The sequence below is a fragment of the Streptomyces sp. Mut1 genome (assembly GCF_030719295.1).
Classification (GTDB): Bacteria; Actinomycetota; Actinomycetes; order Streptomycetales; family Streptomycetaceae; genus Streptomyces; species Streptomyces castrisilvae.
In genome coordinates, this window is the sequence record NZ_CP120997.1 from 668,007 (window position 1) to 684,123 (window position 16,117).

The window sequence follows — 16,117 nt, forward strand, 5'->3', positions numbered from 1 at the left end:
TGCCCTTCCTCCTCGGCCTCGGCCGCGACCGCCTCGCGTCGAGCGAGGTGGTCACGGCTCTTCCAGCGTGGCGTGTACCCGTGGCACCGCAACCGGGGGCGACCGCGCCGGGTCCTCGCGGGCGCCGCCGGCCGTCAGCAGCCGACCGGGGCCGAGCCGACGACCACGTCGTCGAACCAGAGGGTGTCGTCGCCGGTTCCGTAACTCTCCCAGCCCAGCCGCAGGGCGGTGGGGCGCGGCGGTGTGGTCCGGGAGAGCCACTGGGCGTCGATGTCCTGCGTCGGCACTCCGTCGGCGTGCAGTCCCGGCACCTGCTCGTCGTCGAGCCAGGTGTCGAGTCCCGGCGCCGAGGTGTCGACCGCGAACCGCAGGCACTGCCAGCTGTCCGTCGGCAGGGGCCTGCTCAGCCCCACTCCGACCGGGCTCTGCGCCGGGAGCGTGGCGTCGTCGGTCTCCCGGTTCCACTGGAGGGCGCCGTTCTGCCCGCCGATCCTCAGCGCCTTGCCGTCCTGGGAGCTGTCGGGCATCGATACGAAGGTGACGTGCGCGGCCGGGAGCGGGGTGGTGTGCCGCACCCACATGCGGACGTGCAGCACCGGGCCGACCGACGACAGGTCCGCGGTGGAGGCCACGAAGGCGTGGTTGCAGTAGCCGGCCCGCCCGTCCAGCCGCAGCGACCGGGTGCCGCTGTGCGCGATCTCCGTGTCGACGGCGGCCGTGCCCGTGCCCTGGCAGTCGGGCGCGGTGAACTGCCAGTCGCCCGCGGGGGCCGGGCCCGTCTGGTTCTCGAAGTCCTCGCAGACGGCGGCATCCCCGCACTCCGCGGAGGGCGGGGTGGTGGGAGGCGGTGTGGTGGGCGGGGTGGTGGGCGGCGAGGTGCCGTCACCGCCGCACGACACGTCGTTGAGCGCGAAGTCCGTGGGCACCGAGCCGCCGGTCCGCCCGGTCCCCTGCACGCCGAAGTCGACGGTGCCGCCACTGGCCAGCGCCCCGTTCCAGGCGGCGTTGACGGCGGTCACCGCGTGGCCGTCCTGTGTGACGGTGGCGCCCCAGGCCGACGTGACCTGCCGGTCGTCGTCGTACGTCCAGGTCAGACGCCAGCTGTCGAGGTCGGGACCGGTGTTGGTGAGGCGCACCTCGGCGGTGTAGCCGCCGGTCCACTCGTTGACGGTGTAGTCGACCTGGCATCCGGACGCCAGGTCCGAGCCACTGGCGGGCACCGCGGCGAAGAGGGACAGGGCCAGCGCGAGAGCGGCACCGGCCGCTGTCCAGGGTCTGCGCGGTAAACGCGGGGAAGTGATCGGCATGTGCGTCTCCTCGGAGGTCGGGAACTCGGGGCGATGTGATGAATGGGAGCGCTCCCATTCATCACATCGCCTTGACGGCGCACTGTCAATAACGGCGCCACAACGTGAAGACAACCTCCGAAAGTTTCGAACCATCACTACCCCACCACCGAGTGGAGTTTCCACCGGCCCACCATCTCCCCACAGGTCGGAGGAGTCACAGGTGTCCTCTGAACTGGAATGCAGCCTCACGGCGAGCGGCGCAGCCCGGTCGAAGATTTCGAAATACATGCCGAAACTATTGACAGCCATCGAGGCCGACCGAAAACTCGGCACCGCTCCCCCGGCCACCGCCCGGCCGGCCGCTCTCCCGGCGCGGCCGAACCCGGCACCCCGTCACCAGGAGGACCCCGATGCGCTTCCGTCTCCGTCGCCGCCCCGCTGCCCTGGCAGTGGGCCTCGCTCTCGCCGCCGCGAGTTCCCTGGGCCTGACCGCCACGGCCTCCGCCCCCGCGCAGGCCGCCGCCTGCACCGGCTATGTGGGCCTCACCTTCGACGACGGCCCCTCCAACGACCACACCCCCGCCCTGCTCAACGCCCTCCGACAGAACGGCTTACGGGCCACCATGTTCAACGAGGGGCAGTTCGCGGCCTCGTACCCGGGCCAGGTGCAGGCGGAGATCAACGCCGGCATGTGGGTCGGCAACCACAGCTACACCCACCCCCACCTCATCCAGCAGAGCCAGGCCCAGATCGACTCGGAGGTCTCCCGGACCCAGCAGGCCATCGCCGGCGCGGGCGGCGGGACGCCGAAGCTGTTCCGGCCGCCGTACGGGGAGACCAACTCCACCCTCAAGGCCGTCGAGGCCAAGTACGGCCTCACGGAAGTGATCTGGGACGTCGACTCGCAGGACTGGAACGGCGCGAGCACCGACGCGATCGTGCAGGCCGTGGGCCGGCTCTCCGACGGTCAGGTCATCCTGATGCACGAGTGGCCGGACAACACGCTCGCCGCGATCCCCCGGATCGCGGCGTCGCTCGCCTCCCGCGGCCTGTGCCCGGGCATGATCTCCCCGCAGACCGGGCGGGCCGTCGCACCCGACGGCAGCAGCGGCGGAGGCGGGAACCCCGGCAGCTGCACGGCGACCCTGTCCGCCGGCCAGCAGTGGGGCGACCGCTACAACCTCGACGTGTCCGTCACCGGCTCCGCCGACTGGACCGTCACCATGCGGCTCCCCGCCCCCGAGAAGGTCCTCGCCACCTGGAACATCAGCGCCGCCTACCCCAGCGCCCAGGTCCTCACCGCGAAGCCCAACGGCAACGGAAACACCTGGGGGGTGACGATCCAGACCAACGGCAACTGGACCTGGCCGACGGTGTCGTGCGCGACGTCCTGACCACCCGGAACGCCGGTTCCGCAACGCCCCGGGCCGGTGTGCGAGGCGCACACCGGCCCCCTCTAGGCTGCCGCACATGACGCTGAACCCGATAGACCTGGTGATCTTCGACTGTGACGGCGTACTGGTGGACAGCGAGAAACTGTGCGTCAAGGTGGACGCACTGATCATGGCCGATCTGGGGTGTTCGTTCACCGAGGCCGAGATCATCGAGCGGTTCGTCGGCTCGTCCGTCGAGGTGTACACGGCCGCCATCGAGGAACGGCTCGGGCGGAGCCTGGAGAAGGACTGGCAGAACCAGTACGAGCATCTGTACGACGCGGCGTTCGAGGCCGAGCTGGCCGCCGTCGACGGCATCGGCGAGGTCCTGGACGGCCTCACCAGCAGCACCTGCGTCGCGTCGAACAGCAGCCACACCGGCATCCGGCGAAGCCTGGAGATCACCGGTCTGAGGCACCACTTCGCGGACCGGATCTTCAGCGCGAACGACGTCAGCCGGGGCAAGCCCGCCCCCGACCTCTTCGAGCACGCCGCACGCTCCATGGGGGTGCGCCCGGAACGGTGCGCGGTGATCGAGGACAGCGCGTACGGGGTCCAGGCGGCCCGGTCCGCGGGCATGCGCGCCTTCGGGTACTGCGGCGGCCTCACTCCGGCCAAACGGCTGGAAGGGCCCGGCACGGTCGTGTTCAACGACATGCGCGACCTGCCGGAGCTGCTGGCCGCCGCCGCCCGCTGAACGCACGCACCCCGCCGTCCGGGGCCCCGGATGCCGCCGGGCCGAGGGATCGCCCCGGCGGCATCCACCGGTCGTGCGCTGTGCGGGCTCATGCGAAGCTCGTTCCGTGAATCCGATGAAAACGGACATATAGCCACGCGAGTGGAGCCGGTGGTTTCACGCCGCGCTGCGGCCCTTCGCGGGTACCCCGGCCCACCGCCCGTTTCTCGGAGCAACGGACCCCGGGTTTCCGCGGTGAAACCCCTCAGCCTCTGACCAGGAGCTTCGGCATGTCGATGGCGTTCGGTTCACCCCTCGGTTCCTCCGATCCGTTCAGCGAGATGCTGAACCGGTTCTTCGGCATGTCACCGGCCTCCTCACCCCCGGCCGTGCAGCGCGTGCCCATCGGAAGGCTGCTCACGGAGTCCTCGCACGAACTGCTCAACCTGGCCACCCGCAAGGCGGCCGAGGACGGGACGTCCGACCTCGACACCGAGCACCTGCTGTGGGCCGCCACCCGGGTCGAGCCCTCCCGCAGGCTCCTCGTCCAGGGCGGTGTGGACCCCGACACCCTCGCGGACCGGATCGCCGAGGTGCTGCCCGCACAGTCCGCCGAGCCGTCCTCGGAGCCCGGCCTCACCCCGGCCGCCAAGCGCACCCTCGCTCTCGCCCACGCCCGCTCGCAGGCCGCCGGTGTGTCCTACATCGGCCCCGAGCACATCCTCGGCGCCCTCCTGGGCGACCCCGACTCCGGGGCCTCCCGCTTCCTGCGCGCCGAGGACCTGGACGTCTCGAAGCTGCGCGGCGCCGCCGACCAGGGGGCCTTCGGCCCGGAGGGAGCCGCTTCGGCCCCGAAGGAGCCGGCCACCACCCTCGACGAGTTCGGCCGGGACCTCACCGAGGAGGCGAAGGCGGGGAAGCTCGACCCCGTGGTCGGGCGGGCCGAGGAGATCGAGCAGACCATCGAGATCCTCTCCCGGCGTTCCAAGAACAACCCGGTCCTGATCGGTGAGCCCGGCGTCGGCAAGACCGCGATCGTGGAGGGCCTCGCGCAGCGCATCGTGGCGGGCGAGGTGCCCGACACCCTCAAGGACAAGCGGGTCGTCTCCCTCGACCTGTCCGGGCTGGTGGCCGGTGCGCAGTACCGGGGTCAGTTCGAGGAGCGTCTGAAGAAGGTCATCGAGGACGTCCAGAAGGCTCAGGGCGACATCGTCCTGTTCATCGACGAGCTGCACACGGTCGTCGGTGCCGGCGCGACCGGCGAGGGCTCGATGGACGCCGGCAACATGCTCAAGCCCGCCCTCGCCCGCGGCGAGCTGCACGTGGTCGGCGCGACCACCATCGACGAGTACCGCAAGCACATCGAGAAGGACGCCGCCCTCGAACGCCGCTTCCAGCCGGTCCTGATCCCGGAGCCGACCGTCGAGGAGACCGTGCAGATCCTCGAAGGGCTGCGGGACGCGTACGAGGCGCATCACCAGGTCCGCTTCGCCGACGGCGCCCTCACGGCGGCGGCGGAGCTCTCCGACCGCTATGTCAGCGACCGCTTTCTCCCCGACAAGGCGATCGACCTGATGGACCAGGCCGGAGCCCGGGTGCGGCTGCGCAGCGCCGGCCGCTCCACCGAGGTGATCAGCCGGGAGGACCGGCTCGCGAAGCTGCGGCGGGAGAAGGACGAGGCCGTCGCGGGCGAGGAGTTCGAGAAGGCCTCCGACCTCAAGCGGCAGATCGCACGGGCCGAGGGCGAGCTCGCGGGCATCGAGGAGCGGCGCGAGGGCGTCGTCTCCGTCACCGCCGCCGACATCGCGGACATCGTCTCCCGCCGTACCGGCATTCCCGTCTCCCGGCTGACCGCCGGCGAGAAGGAGAAGCTCCTCCGGCTGGAGGAGGAGATGCACTCCAGGATCGTCGGCCAGAACGAGGCGGTCACGGCGGTGTCCGAGGCCGTGCGCCGCAACCGGGCCGGCATGGGCGACCCGGACCGCCCCGTGGGCTCCTTCCTCTTCCTGGGACCCACCGGCGTCGGCAAGACCGAACTCGCCAAGACGCTCGCCGCTCTGCTCTTCGGCGACGAGGACCGGATGATCCGGTTCGACATGAGCGAGTTCCAGGAGAAGCACACCGTCGCCCGGCTCGTCGGGGCGCCTCCCGGGTACGTCGGTTACGAGGAGGCCGGCCAGCTCACCGAGAAGGTCCGCCGGCAGCCGTACAGCGTGGTGCTGTTCGACGAGATCGAGAAGGCGCACCCGGACGTCTTCAACACCCTGCTCCAGATCCTGGACGACGGGCGCCTCACGGACGGTCAGGGCCGCACGGTCGGCTTCCGGCACTGCGTCGTCATCATGACGTCCAACATCGGCGCCCACCGCATCCTCGACCACGAGGGCGACGCGGCCGAGCTCAAGGACCAGCTGATGGAGGAGCTGCGGGGACGTTTCCTGCCCGAGTTCCTCAATCGCATCGACGACATCATCGTCTTCCACAGCCTCACCGAGGAGGACCTGTCGGAGATCGTCGACCACCTCCTGGACCGCAGCAAGCACCGCGTCCACGCACAGGGCATGACGCTGGAGGTCACCGAGGCGGCGAAGAAGCTCGTCGTCGCCCACGGCTACCAGCCGGCCTTCGGTGCCCGGCCGCTGCGCCGCACGATCCAGACAGAACTGGACAACCGGGTCGCGTCCCTGCTGCTCGGCGGTGACGCCGAGCCCGGCGACACGATCGTCGCCGACGTGGTGAACGACTCGCTCCACTGCACGGTCCGCAAGGGCGACGCCGCCACGGAGCCGGAGCCGGCGGCTCCCCCGTCCTGATCCGGGACAAGACCCCGGCCGCACGCCACCGGAGCCGGAGTGCGGCCGGGGAGGCCCTGTCGTTGCTGGTTGCTATCGTTCCCTGACGAATCGCGAGTGGGGCGCAGCAACGAACGGGGGAGGTTCCATGGGGCTGTTCGACAGCATCCGCGGGGAATTCATCGACATCATCGAGTGGACCGACGACAGCCGGGACACCATCGTGTGGCGGTTCCCGCGCCACGACAACGAGATCAAGATGGGCGCCAAGCTCGTCGTGCGGGAATCGCAGACCGCGGTCTTCGTCAACGAGGGCCGGATAGCGGACGTCTTCCAGCCGGGCACGTACACCCTCCAGACGCAGAACATGCCGCTGCTGTCCACGCTCAAGGGCTGGAAGTACGGCTTCGACTCGCCGTTCAAGGCCGAGGTGTACTTCGTCACCACCCGCCAGTTCACGGACATGAAGTGGGGTACGCAGAACCCCGTCATCGTCCGCGACCCCGAGTTCGGCATGGTGCGGCTGCGGGCCTTCGGCGCCTACGCGGCGCAGGTGGTCGACCCGGCGGCGCTGCTGCGCGAACTGGCGGGTACGGACCCGCAGTTCCGCACCGAGGAGGTGCAGCAGTATCTGCGCCAGCTGATCGTCGGCAAGCTGGGCAGCGCGCTCGCGACGGCGGGTGTGCCGATGCTGGATCTGGCGACCCAGCAGGAGGCCATCGGCACCAGGCTCGCGGGGGTGCTCTCCGAGGAGCTGAAGCCGGTCGGTATCGCCGTCCCCAAGTTCATCATCGAGAACATCTCGCTGCCTCCGGAGGTCGAGGAGGCCATCGACACCCGTTCCCGGATGGGGATCGCGGGCAATCTCGACCAGTACACCCAGTTCCGGGCGGGCGACGCGCTCTCCACCGCCGCGGGCACGCCGGGCAACGGTGTCGGCGAGGGCATGGGCCTGGGGCTCGGGATGGCCGCGGGCCAGCGGATGGCCGCCGCTCTCACCCCGCAGCCGCAGCCCGCGGCTCCCGCACCCGCCCCTTCTCCCGCCCCGGCGGCAGGCCCGCCGCCGCTGCCCGTGCAGGAGCAGTGGTTCATCGGTGTCAACGGCACCCAGCAGGGGCCCTACGACCGTGCGGCGCTGTCCGGTCTGGTGAGCGCGGGCACCCTGACCAGGGCGACGCTGATCTGGAAGGACGGGATGTCCGGCTGGCTGCCCGCCGAACAGATACCCGACGTGGGCGGGCTCTTCGCTGCCGTCCCTCCGCCGCTTCCGCCACAGGCCTGAGGGAGGGACGACGTTGAACACCGAAGAGCAGGAGGCCGGGGCCGCCGGCACGGGTTCCCGTTCCTACCCCTGCCAGGCATGCGGCGCCACGGTGGAGTTCGCACCGGGCTCCGACGCCATGCGCTGCCCGTACTGCGGTCACGAGCAGGCGGTGGCCACGGCGGCGCGCGAGGTCCGCGAGCACGGTTTCGACGAGCTGGCCGCGCTGCCCGCCAAGCCGCGGAGCCCCGTCGCGGGCGGCATGCGGACCTATCTCTGTCCGGGCTGCGGCGCCCACACCGAGAGCGACGACCTCTCCGTGAACTGCCAGTTCTGTGCCACGGCGCTGGTCGCGGACCCGGAGGCCACGGAGCGGGTGCAGCCGGAGGCCGTGGTCCCCTTCGGCCTGGACCGGGACGCGGCCCGGGACGCGCTGCGCTCATGGACGTCGTCCCGCTGGTTCGCGCCCTCGCGGCTGAAGAAGGTCAGCGAGGCGGAGACGTTCAAGGGCAGCTATCTGCCGCACTGGACGTACGACGCCCAGACGGCCACCAGCTACCGGGGCCAGCGTGGTACCCACTACTACGTCACCGAGACGTACACCACCACGGAGGACGGCAGGAGCGTCACCAAGACCCGCCAGGTGCGCCGCACCCGCTGGTCCAACGTCTCCGGGACGGTGAGCCGCGCCTTCGACGACGTCCTCGTCGCCGGGACCAGCCACGTCGGCCACGAGCAGCTGGACAAGCTCACGCCGTGGCCGCTGGAGGAGGCGAAGCCGTTCCAGCCGGAGTACCTGGCGGGCTTCCGGACCGTACGGTACGACGTGGAGCCCGAGGACGGGCTGGTGACGGCCAAGGAGCGGATGGCCACGGTCATCAAGTCCGACTGCCGGTCGGACATCGGCGGTGACGAGCAACGGGTCACCTCGCTGGACACGCAGTACTCCGCGCTCACGTTCAAGCTGATGCTGCTGCCCGTGTGGTTCCTGACCTATCTGTACGCGGGCACCAGCTGGCAGGTCATGGTGAACGCCCGCACCGCCGAGGTCATCGGCGAACGCCCGTACAGCAAGGCCAAGATCGCCGCGGCGGTGGTGAGCGGGCTGGTCATCGCCGCGCTGATCGTCCTCCTGGTGATGCGCAGGTAGAGGCGCGGTGTCCTGGCCGGCCTCGGCCGGCGACGCGCTGCCCCGCCGGATCGTTCCGGCGGGGCTGTCGCGTCCTGCCGGGCGGTCAGCGCAGTCCGGCGAAGAGGTCGTTCTCGGGTACGGACGCTCCGGTGGTGTCCTTGACCCGTACGAAGGTCTCCACGCCCATCAACGCGCCGAACCTCTCCTTGCCCATCTTGAGGAAGAAGATGTTCTCCCCCTGACTGGCGTGCGCGGCCAGCGCGTCGAACTTCTGGCCGCTGAACTCCGAGGTGTCCACCCACGTGGTGATCTCGTCGTCGGGGAGCCCGATCTCGGCCATCGCGGCCTCCTCGGCGGGATCCGGCTCGGGCACGTCCGTGCCGAACTCGCGCATGGTCTCCCCGAAGCGCTGCATCATCGAGCGCGGTGCCGTCGTCCAGTACACCTTCGGCGTCAGGTCGGTCATCTCCAGCGCCGCCGTCGTGATGCGGTTGGCCTGGATGTGGTCGGGGTGACCGTAGAAACCGTTCTCGTCGTAGGTGACGACCACGTCGGGCCGGTAGTGGCGCATGAGCTCCGCGAGCCGGGCGGCTCCTTCCGCCACGGGGGTCCGCCAGAAGGAGCCGGGGGCGTCGTTGCTCGGCCAGCCGGTCATCCCGGAGTCGGCGTAGTCCAGCATCTCCAGGTCACTGACCTTCAGGACTTCACAGCTCGCCTCCAGTTCCTCGCGTCGCATGAGGGCGACGGCCGCCGGGTCGTGACCGGGCTCCCCCGGCTTGACGCCCCCCGGCCCGTCACCGCAGCCGCCGTCGGTACATGTCACAAGAACCGTGCGGATTCCTTCCGCCGCGTACCGCGCGAGGACCCCTCCCGTTCCGGTCGCCTCGTCGTCGGGGTGGGCGTGCACTGCCATGAGCGTCAACGGCCGGTCAGTCATGACACAGTCCTCCTGCGGAGATACATCAAGGTCCGAGTGCGCGGCGGGCGCCGCGCGATCGTGGGGCCCGGACGCCCGGCGGGCGGACGACCTCGCGGTCCCCGTGTGCCCCGCCCGTGCGGCGCCGGCCCTCGGTCGATGCAACCGCCCCGCCCGGACCCCCTGTTCCCGTCGCGGCCGATTCGCCTCCTCCGCGCCGGAATTTCAACGCGTACGAGGGACAGCGGGGGCCGGGCAGGCCGCCGCGGGCTCCGGAAGGAATGCGGATTCCCGCCGGTGAGGCATCGAATCGCACTCCGCGTGGAAGGTGGTGCTCACGAGGCAGAAGGGGAGAAAAGTGATGGACTGGACGCTGGACGAGGAATTCGAGACGCCCGGAGGGGTGATGCGGTGGGGATCGGTGGGCAGCGGGGAACCACTCGTGCTGGTGCACGGCACGCCGTACTCCTCGTTCCTCTGGCGGGACATCGCTCCCGCGCTCGGCCGCACCCGCGAGGTCTTCTTCTTCGACCATCTCGGCTTCGGCCAGTCGGAGCAGCGGGAGGGCCAGGACCTGAGCCTGGCGGCGCACTCCGTGAACTTCGCGCGGCTCCTCGACCACTGGGGACTGCCGAGCCCCAGCGTGGTGGCGCACGACATCGGCGGTGCGGTGGCGCTGCGGACCCTGCTGCTGGAGGAGAGGGACTACCGGGACCTGACCCTGTTCGACGCGGTGAGCGGCGGTGAGTGGGAGCGCGGGCTCTTCCGGCTCTTCCTGGAGCACGAGGAGGTCTTCCGCGAGCTGCCGGGTTACGCGCACGAGGCGCTGGTCGCCAGTCATCTGCGGCACGCGACGCAGGCCGGCTTCCGGCCGGGGGTTCTTGAGGCCTTCCTCGAGCCGTGGCGGCGGGAGGCGGGGCAGGCGGCGTTCTACCGTCAGTACACCCAGATCAGGCAGGCGGACACCGCCGCGTACGAGCACCTGCTGGGCGGCATCTCGATCCCGGTACGGCTCATCTGGGGCCGCGAGGACCGTATCCTCCCTCCCCAGTACGCCGAGTGGCTGCACGAACGCGTCCCGCACTCCGAACTGCACTGGATCGAGGGCGCCGGCCACCTCCTCCAGGAAGACGCGCCGGGCCGGCTGCTGGCCTGCCTGACGGCCGGTGACCGACAGGGGTGACCGGCCGGGGCCGAAGACCTTCACGCAGTCCGGGATCGCCGAGATAAGGGCAGCCTTCCCTCACCGTCTACATGTGCGTAGACTCCCCTGCGGCCGGGCATCTGTGCCCGCGCTCTCGGCCCACCCGCGTGAATTGAGGCACCCCCATGTCCGCCAGACCCCGTCCCCTTCTCCTCGGCACCGCGGCGATAGCCGTCGCCGTGACGCTGTCGGGCTGCACGCAGAAGGCGTCGGGTGAGGACGGCGCGGTCTCCGTGACCGCGTCGGACTCCGCGTGCAAGGTCTCCACGACCGAGTTCCCGGCCGGGCACGTGAGCCTGGCGCTGGAGAACAAGGGCTCCAGGGTCACCGAGGTGTACGTCCTGTTCCCCGACGACCGGATCGCGGCGGAGCGGGAGAACCTGGGCCCCGGCACCAAGGCGACCCTGGTCACCGAACTCGGGCCGGGCGACTACGAGATCGCGTGCAAGCCCGGCATGAAGGGCGACGGCATCCGCCAGAAGGTGAAGCTCACCGGCAGGAACGCGGCCGCCGAGCGCAGTCCGGAAGCCGACGCCGCGGTCGCCGCCTACCGCTCCTACGTACTGGCGCAGGCCGAGCAGACCCTGCCGAAGGCCAAGGCGTTCGCCGCCGCGGTCGAGGCCGGTGACGTCGAGAAGGCGAAGAAGCTGTACGCGCCGTCCCGGATCGGGTGGGAGCGCACCGAGCCGGTCGCCGAGTCCTTCGGTGACATCGATCCCAAGGTCGACGTCCGTGAGGACGGCCTGGAGGACGGCCAGGACCCCGAGACGGACTGGACCGGCTGGCACCGCCTGGAGAAGGCGCTGTGGCAGGACAAGAAGATCGGTGACCGGGAGAAGGAACTCGCCGGCCGGCTGATGACGGACCTGGACGCCTGGGTGAAGAAGGTCGGTACCGCGGAGATCACCCCGACGTCCATGGCCAACGGCGCGAAGAGCCTGCTGGACGAGGTCGCGCTCAACAAGGTCACCGGCGAGGAGGAACGCTACTCCCACACCGACCTGGTCGACTTCAAGGCCAACCTGGAGGGCGCGCGCAAGTCGTACGACCTGCTGAAGCCGATCGCGCGGAAGAACGACTCCTCGCTCGCCAGGGAACTCGACAAGCAGTTCGCGTCCCTGACCAAGCAGCTGGACGTCTACCGCACCGACGACGGCGCGGACCAGGACTCCTACACCTACCGGTCCTACGACAAGGTCTCCGAGGCCGAGCGCAAGGACCTCTCCGACGGGGTCAACGCGCTGGCCGAGCCGCTGTCCAAGCTCGCCGCCGCCGTCGCGAAGTGAACCCCACCGCACCACAGGCAGGAACGGGTATGTCCGATCAACAGCGCGAGGCAGCCTTCTCCCGGCGCGCGGTGCTCGGCTGGGGCGGCGCCGGGCTCGCTCTCGGCGCCGCGGCGGCGGGCGGCGTGGCGGTCGCGGCCGGCGGCGGAGGGGACAACGGCCCGTCCGGTGGCGGCTCCGTCCCCTTCCACGGCCCCCATCAGGCCGGCATCGCCACCGCGGTGCAGGACCGGCTGCACTTCGCGGCCTTCGACGTGAAGACGGACGACCGCGCCGAGCTGATCCGCGTGCTCAAGGACTGGACCCGCGCCGCCGAGCGGATGACGGCGGGACACGCGGTCGGCGACGGCGCGTACGGAGGCGTCCCGGAGGCGCCGCCCGACGACACCGGCGAGGCACTCGGCCTGCCGCCGTCCCGCCTCACGCTGACCGTCGGCTTCGGGCCCAGCCTCTTCGACCACCGGTTCGGCCTGGCGAAAAGGCGGCCGTCCGCGCTGGTCGACCTGCCGAAGTTCCCCGGCGACAACCTGGACCCGGTCCGCAGCAACGGGGACCTGTGCGTACAGGCGTGCGCGGACGATCCGCAGGTCGCCGTGCACGCCATCCGCAATCTGGCCCGGATCGGGTTCGGAAAGGTCGCGGTGCGCTGGTCGCAACTCGGCTTCGGCAAGACGTCGTCGACCACGCCCGACGCGCAGACACCGCGCAACCTGTTCGGCTTCAAGGACGGCACACGCAATGTCTCGGGCACCGACACCGCCGGCCTCGACCGGCACGTCTGGGCCGCACAGCAGCCCGGCGCCGCCTGGATGGCGGGCGGCTCCTACCTGGTCGCCCGCCGCATCCGGATGAACATCGAGACCTGGGACCGCACCTCGCTCCAGGAGCAGGAAGACGTCTTCGGCCGCGACAAGCAGGAGGGCGCCGCGGTCACCAGGGCCAAGGAGCACGACGAGCCGTTCCTCAAAGCCATGAAGCCGGACTCGCACGTCCGGCTCGCGCACCCGGACTCCAATCACGGGGCGACCATCCTGCGGCGCGGCTACTCCTTCACCGATGGGACCGACGGCCTCGGGCGCCTGGAGGCCGGCCTGTTCTTCCTCGCCTACCAGCGCGATCCGCGCACCGGGTTCATCCCCGTCCAGAGCGGCCTGGCGCGCTCCGACGCCCTCAACGAGTACATCCAGCACGTGGGTTCGGCCCTGTTCGCCGTCCCGCCAGGCGTCCGCGACACGGACGACTGGTGGGGCCGGGCGCTGTTCACCTGACACACCACGGCGCCCCACAGCTTCAACCCGGGAAAGGAACCCGCGTGTTCGGCAACTACCTGATAGGACTGCGCGAGGGTCTGGAGGCCGGCCTCGTCGTCTGCATCCTCATCGCCTACCTCGTCAAGACCGGCAACAAGAACCGGCTCACCCCCGTGTGGACGGGCGTGGCCATCGCCGTCGCGCTCTCGCTCGCCTTCGGCGCCCTGCTCCAGTTCGGGTCCTCCGCCCTCACCTTCCAGGCGCAGGAGATCCTCGGCGGCACCCTCTCCATCCTCTCCGTCGGCCTGGTCACCTGGATGGTGTTCTGGATGCGCCGCACCGCCCGCCACCTCAAGAGCGAACTCCACGACAGGCTCGACGCCGCCCTCGCACTCGGCACCGGGGCCCTGGTCGCCACCGCCCTCTTCGCGGTCGGCCGCGAGGGGCTGGAGACCTCCCTGTTCATCTGGACCGCCGTGCAGGCCAGCGGCGACGGGGTCCGCCCGCTCGTCGGCGCCCTCCTCGGCCTCGCCACCTCGGTGGTCCTGGGCTGGCTGTTCTACAAGGGCACCCTGCGCATCAACCTGGCCAAGTTCTTCCGCTGGACGGGGGCCATGCTCGTCCTCGTCGCCGCCGGCGTCCTCGCCTACGGCATCCACGACCTCCAGGAGGGCGATGTCCTGCCCGGCCTGCGCACCCTCGCCTTCGACATCAGCGGTACCGTCCCGCCCGACTCCTGGTACGGCACCCTGCTCAAGGGCGTCTTCAACTTCCAGCCCGACCCGACCGTCCTCCAGGTCATCGTCTGGCTGCTCTACCTCGTCCCCGTCATGGCGGTCTTCCTCGCCCCCCAACGCACCGCCCCGCCGGCGGACGCGCCGCGGCCGGCGAGCCGGCTGAGCACCGACTGACGCGCGGGAACCCGTGCACCACTCCGCCTCCGCCGCGCTGCTGCCGGTCAACGCCGTGCTCGGCTGGGTCCTGGCCATGCTCCTGGCCACCGCCGTCACGGTCACGGCACTGGCGCGGCTCTCACCGGATCAGGGCCTCGGCCGCGCCCGCGAAGTGCTGACCGCCGGGGTGCGCGCGGCCGTCCAACTGGCCGCGGTCTCCGCCGTGATCGGCTGGGTCATCCACCATGGCGCCGCCCTGCTCGGCTTCGTGCTGCTGATGTACGCCGTCGCCGTACGCACCGCCGGCCGCCGGATCACCTCCAACGGCACCTGGTGGTGGGCCGCCCTGCCCATCGCGGCCGGGGTCCTGCCCGCAGTCCTCCTTCTGCTGGCCACCGGTCTGCTCCCGCCGCGCGGCATCACGCTCATCCCGGTGACCGGCATCCTGATCGGTGGCGCGCTCACCGCGACCGTCCTGGCCGGGCGCCAGAGCCTGGCCGCCCTGGAGCAACGGCACGGTGAGGTCGAGGCGGGATTCGCGCTCGGCATGGCGGAACGCGACATCCGGATCGAGATCGCCCGCCCGGCCGCGTCCGAGGCCCTCGTCCCCGGCCTGGACCAGACCCGCACCGTCGGTCTGGTCACCCTGCCCGGCGCGTTCGTCGGCATGCTCCTGGGCGGAGCGGACGTGCTCACGGCCGGAGCCGTCCAGCTCTTCGTCCTCATCGCCCTCATGGCCGTACAAGCCCTCGCTGTCACCGTCACGCTCGAACTGGTCGCCCGCGCCCGGATCACCGCGCCCCGCCGCGACCGGGCGTGACGGGACGGTCCGCTTCGCACCCGCTTGCGTGCCGTGTACAGCGTTCGCTTAAGGTAAGCCTCGCCTAAACCCTCAAAGGTAAATCACAGCTAGGGGTCACTCTCATGTCACATCGGCGCCGCGGTACCGCCGCAGTCGCTCTCGCCGTCGCCGCCGCACTGTCACTGGCCGCGTGCGGCGCCGATTCCTCCGGGAGCGGCTCGTCCGCCCAGGGGTCGGGGACGAAGGACTCGAAGTCGGTCGCCAAGGGCGGCAAGGACTTCGGCGACGCGGCGGCGAAGACGGCGGCGCTCGGCACGGACGCCGCGCCGGGCCAGTGGCCCCGCACGGTCAAACACGCCATGGGCAGCACCGAGATCAAGGCGCGGCCCGAGCGTGTGGTCGTGCTGGACGTCGGTGAGCTCGACAACGTCGTCTCGCTCGGCGTGAAGCCGGTCGGCCTCGCCCCGACCGAGGGTTCGCCGGAACTCCCGTCGTACCTCAAGAAGGACGCGGGCTCGCCGAAGAACATCGGCACCATCAACAGCCTCAATCTGGAGGCGATCGCCGCGCTCAAGCCCGACCTGATCCTGGGCAGCCAGCTGCGCGCCGCCAATTCCTACGACGAGCTGTCCAAGATCGCGCCCACCGTCTTCTCCATCCGTCCCGGCTTCACCTGGAAGGAGAACTACCTCCTCAACGCCGCGGCACTGGACAAGACGGCGCAGGCCGAGGCGAACCTCGCCTCGTACAAGAAGAAGGCCGAGGCCCTCGGGGACAAGCTGGGGGCCGACAAGCCGACCGTGTCGATGGTCCGCTATCTGCCCGACGGTGTGATCCGGCTCTACGCCAACGCCTCGTTCATCGGCACGATCCTCAAGGACGTCGGCATCCCGCGCCCCAAGAACCAGGACATCGCGGATCTGGCCGCCGAGGTCAGCGCCGAGAACATCGACCAGGCCGACGCCGACTACATCTTCACGGGCGTCTACGGCGAGGCGAAGGCCACCGACAAGAGCAAGGCGCAGGCCAACCCCCTGTGGAAGAACCTGAAGGCGGTCAAGGACGGGCACGCCTACGACGTGCCGGACGAGACCTGGTACCTGGGTCTCGGCGTCACCGCCGCCGACGAGGTGCTCGACGACCTCCAGAAGCGCCTGACGGACTGACGGCAGAGCATCGCTGA

At 70.6% G+C, this 16,117-nt stretch carries 13 protein-coding genes; 11 read left to right on the forward strand and 2 right to left on the reverse strand.

Going from position 1 to position 16,117, the window contains the following annotated elements; translation table 11 throughout:
- Window positions 1-134: 134 nt before the first annotated feature.
- Window positions 135-1,307, reverse strand: coding sequence for a cellulose binding domain-containing protein (locus tag P8A18_RS02550; protein WP_306051349.1), 1,173 nt, complete (start codon window positions 1,305-1,307; stop codon window positions 135-137).
- Window positions 1,308-1,699: 392 nt separating this feature from the next.
- On the opposite strand from P8A18_RS02550, the gene P8A18_RS02555 reads away from it, so the two are divergent.
- From P8A18_RS02555 to P8A18_RS02575, 5 genes are all read left to right on the forward strand, one after another.
- A complete protein-coding gene (locus tag P8A18_RS02555; RefSeq protein WP_306051351.1) occupies window positions 1,700-2,683 on the forward strand; it encodes a polysaccharide deacetylase family protein in 984 nt (327 codons plus the stop codon).
- A gap of 76 nt (window positions 2,684-2,759) precedes the next feature.
- The gene (locus tag P8A18_RS02560; RefSeq protein WP_306051353.1) at window positions 2,760-3,419 is read left to right on the forward strand and encodes an HAD family hydrolase; all 660 of its coding nucleotides are present in this window, start codon (window positions 2,760-2,762) and stop codon (window positions 3,417-3,419) included.
- Window positions 3,420-3,688: 269 nt separating this feature from the next.
- Window positions 3,689-6,211, forward strand: a complete 2,523-nt coding sequence (locus tag P8A18_RS02565) for an ATP-dependent Clp protease ATP-binding subunit (protein WP_306051355.1) — start codon at window positions 3,689-3,691, stop codon at window positions 6,209-6,211.
- Between the two features lie 127 nt (window positions 6,212-6,338).
- Window positions 6,339-7,472: an SPFH domain-containing protein gene (locus tag P8A18_RS02570; protein WP_306051357.1), complete on the forward strand. Its 1,134-nt coding sequence runs from the start codon at window positions 6,339-6,341 to the stop codon at window positions 7,470-7,472.
- Between the two features lie 13 nt (window positions 7,473-7,485).
- Window positions 7,486-8,601 carry a hypothetical protein gene (locus P8A18_RS02575; RefSeq protein ID WP_306051359.1) on the forward strand — a complete coding sequence of 372 codons (1,116 nt, stop codon included), beginning with the start codon at window positions 7,486-7,488 and terminating at the stop codon, window positions 8,599-8,601.
- 85 nt (window positions 8,602-8,686) lie between these two features.
- Here the strand turns inward: P8A18_RS02575 and P8A18_RS02580 are convergent, their stop codons facing one another.
- The gene (locus tag P8A18_RS02580) at window positions 8,687-9,520 is read right to left on the reverse strand and encodes a PIG-L family deacetylase (RefSeq protein ID WP_306051361.1); all 834 of its coding nucleotides are present in this window, start codon (window positions 9,518-9,520) and stop codon (window positions 8,687-8,689) included.
- 340 nt (window positions 9,521-9,860) lie between these two features.
- On the opposite strand from P8A18_RS02580, the gene P8A18_RS02585 reads away from it, so the two are divergent.
- The 6 genes from P8A18_RS02585 to P8A18_RS02610 all read left to right on the forward strand — a co-directional run bounded on the left by P8A18_RS02585 (window position 9,861) and on the right by P8A18_RS02610 (window position 16,100).
- Window positions 9,861-10,682 carry an alpha/beta fold hydrolase gene (locus P8A18_RS02585; protein ID WP_306051362.1) on the forward strand — a complete coding sequence of 274 codons (822 nt, stop codon included), beginning with the start codon at window positions 9,861-9,863 and terminating at the stop codon, window positions 10,680-10,682.
- A gap of 146 nt (window positions 10,683-10,828) precedes the next feature.
- Complete coding sequence (gene efeO, locus P8A18_RS02590) at window positions 10,829-11,989, forward strand: iron uptake system protein EfeO (RefSeq protein ID WP_306051364.1); 1,161 nt, start codon at window positions 10,829-10,831, stop codon at window positions 11,987-11,989.
- Window positions 11,990-12,018: 29 nt separating this feature from the next.
- On the forward strand, window positions 12,019-13,257 hold the full coding sequence (gene efeB / locus P8A18_RS02595) for an iron uptake transporter deferrochelatase/peroxidase subunit (RefSeq protein WP_306051366.1): 1,239 nt from the start codon (window positions 12,019-12,021) through the stop codon (window positions 13,255-13,257).
- 44 nt (window positions 13,258-13,301) lie between these two features.
- Window positions 13,302-14,150 carry an iron uptake transporter permease EfeU gene (efeU, locus tag P8A18_RS02600; protein ID WP_306051368.1) on the forward strand — a complete coding sequence of 283 codons (849 nt, stop codon included), beginning with the start codon at window positions 13,302-13,304 and terminating at the stop codon, window positions 14,148-14,150.
- 76 nt (window positions 14,151-14,226) lie between these two features.
- On the forward strand, window positions 14,227-14,952 hold the full coding sequence (locus P8A18_RS02605) for an ABC transporter permease (protein WP_371933756.1): 726 nt from the start codon (window positions 14,227-14,229) through the stop codon (window positions 14,950-14,952).
- A gap of 104 nt (window positions 14,953-15,056) precedes the next feature.
- Complete coding sequence (locus P8A18_RS02610) at window positions 15,057-16,100, forward strand: ABC transporter substrate-binding protein (protein ID WP_306051372.1); 1,044 nt, start codon at window positions 15,057-15,059, stop codon at window positions 16,098-16,100.
- Window positions 16,101-16,117: the final 17 nt, after the last annotated feature.

Coding starts and splice junctions, on each gene's coding strand:
- P8A18_RS02550 (WP_306051349.1), bottom strand. CDS start 1,307: ATGCCGATCACTTCCCCGCGTTTACCGCGCAGACCCTGGACAGCGGCC.
- P8A18_RS02555 (WP_306051351.1), top strand. CDS start 1,700: ATGCGCTTCCGTCTCCGTCGCCGCCCCGCTGCCCTGGCAGTGGGCCTC.
- P8A18_RS02560 (WP_306051353.1), top strand. CDS start 2,760: ATGACGCTGAACCCGATAGACCTGGTGATCTTCGACTGTGACGGCGTA.
- P8A18_RS02565 (WP_306051355.1), top strand. CDS start 3,689: ATGTCGATGGCGTTCGGTTCACCCCTCGGTTCCTCCGATCCGTTCAGC.
- P8A18_RS02570 (WP_306051357.1), top strand. CDS start 6,339: ATGGGGCTGTTCGACAGCATCCGCGGGGAATTCATCGACATCATCGAG.
- P8A18_RS02580 (WP_306051361.1), bottom strand. CDS start 9,520: ATGACTGACCGGCCGTTGACGCTCATGGCAGTGCACGCCCACCCCGAC.
- P8A18_RS02585 (WP_306051362.1), top strand. CDS start 9,861: ATGGACTGGACGCTGGACGAGGAATTCGAGACGCCCGGAGGGGTGATG.
- efeO (WP_306051364.1), top strand. CDS start 10,829: ATGTCCGCCAGACCCCGTCCCCTTCTCCTCGGCACCGCGGCGATAGCC.
- efeB (WP_306051366.1), top strand. CDS start 12,019: ATGTCCGATCAACAGCGCGAGGCAGCCTTCTCCCGGCGCGCGGTGCTC.
- P8A18_RS02605 (WP_371933756.1), top strand. CDS start 14,227: ATGCTCCTGGCCACCGCCGTCACGGTCACGGCACTGGCGCGGCTCTCA.
- P8A18_RS02610 (WP_306051372.1), top strand. CDS start 15,057: ATGTCACATCGGCGCCGCGGTACCGCCGCAGTCGCTCTCGCCGTCGCC.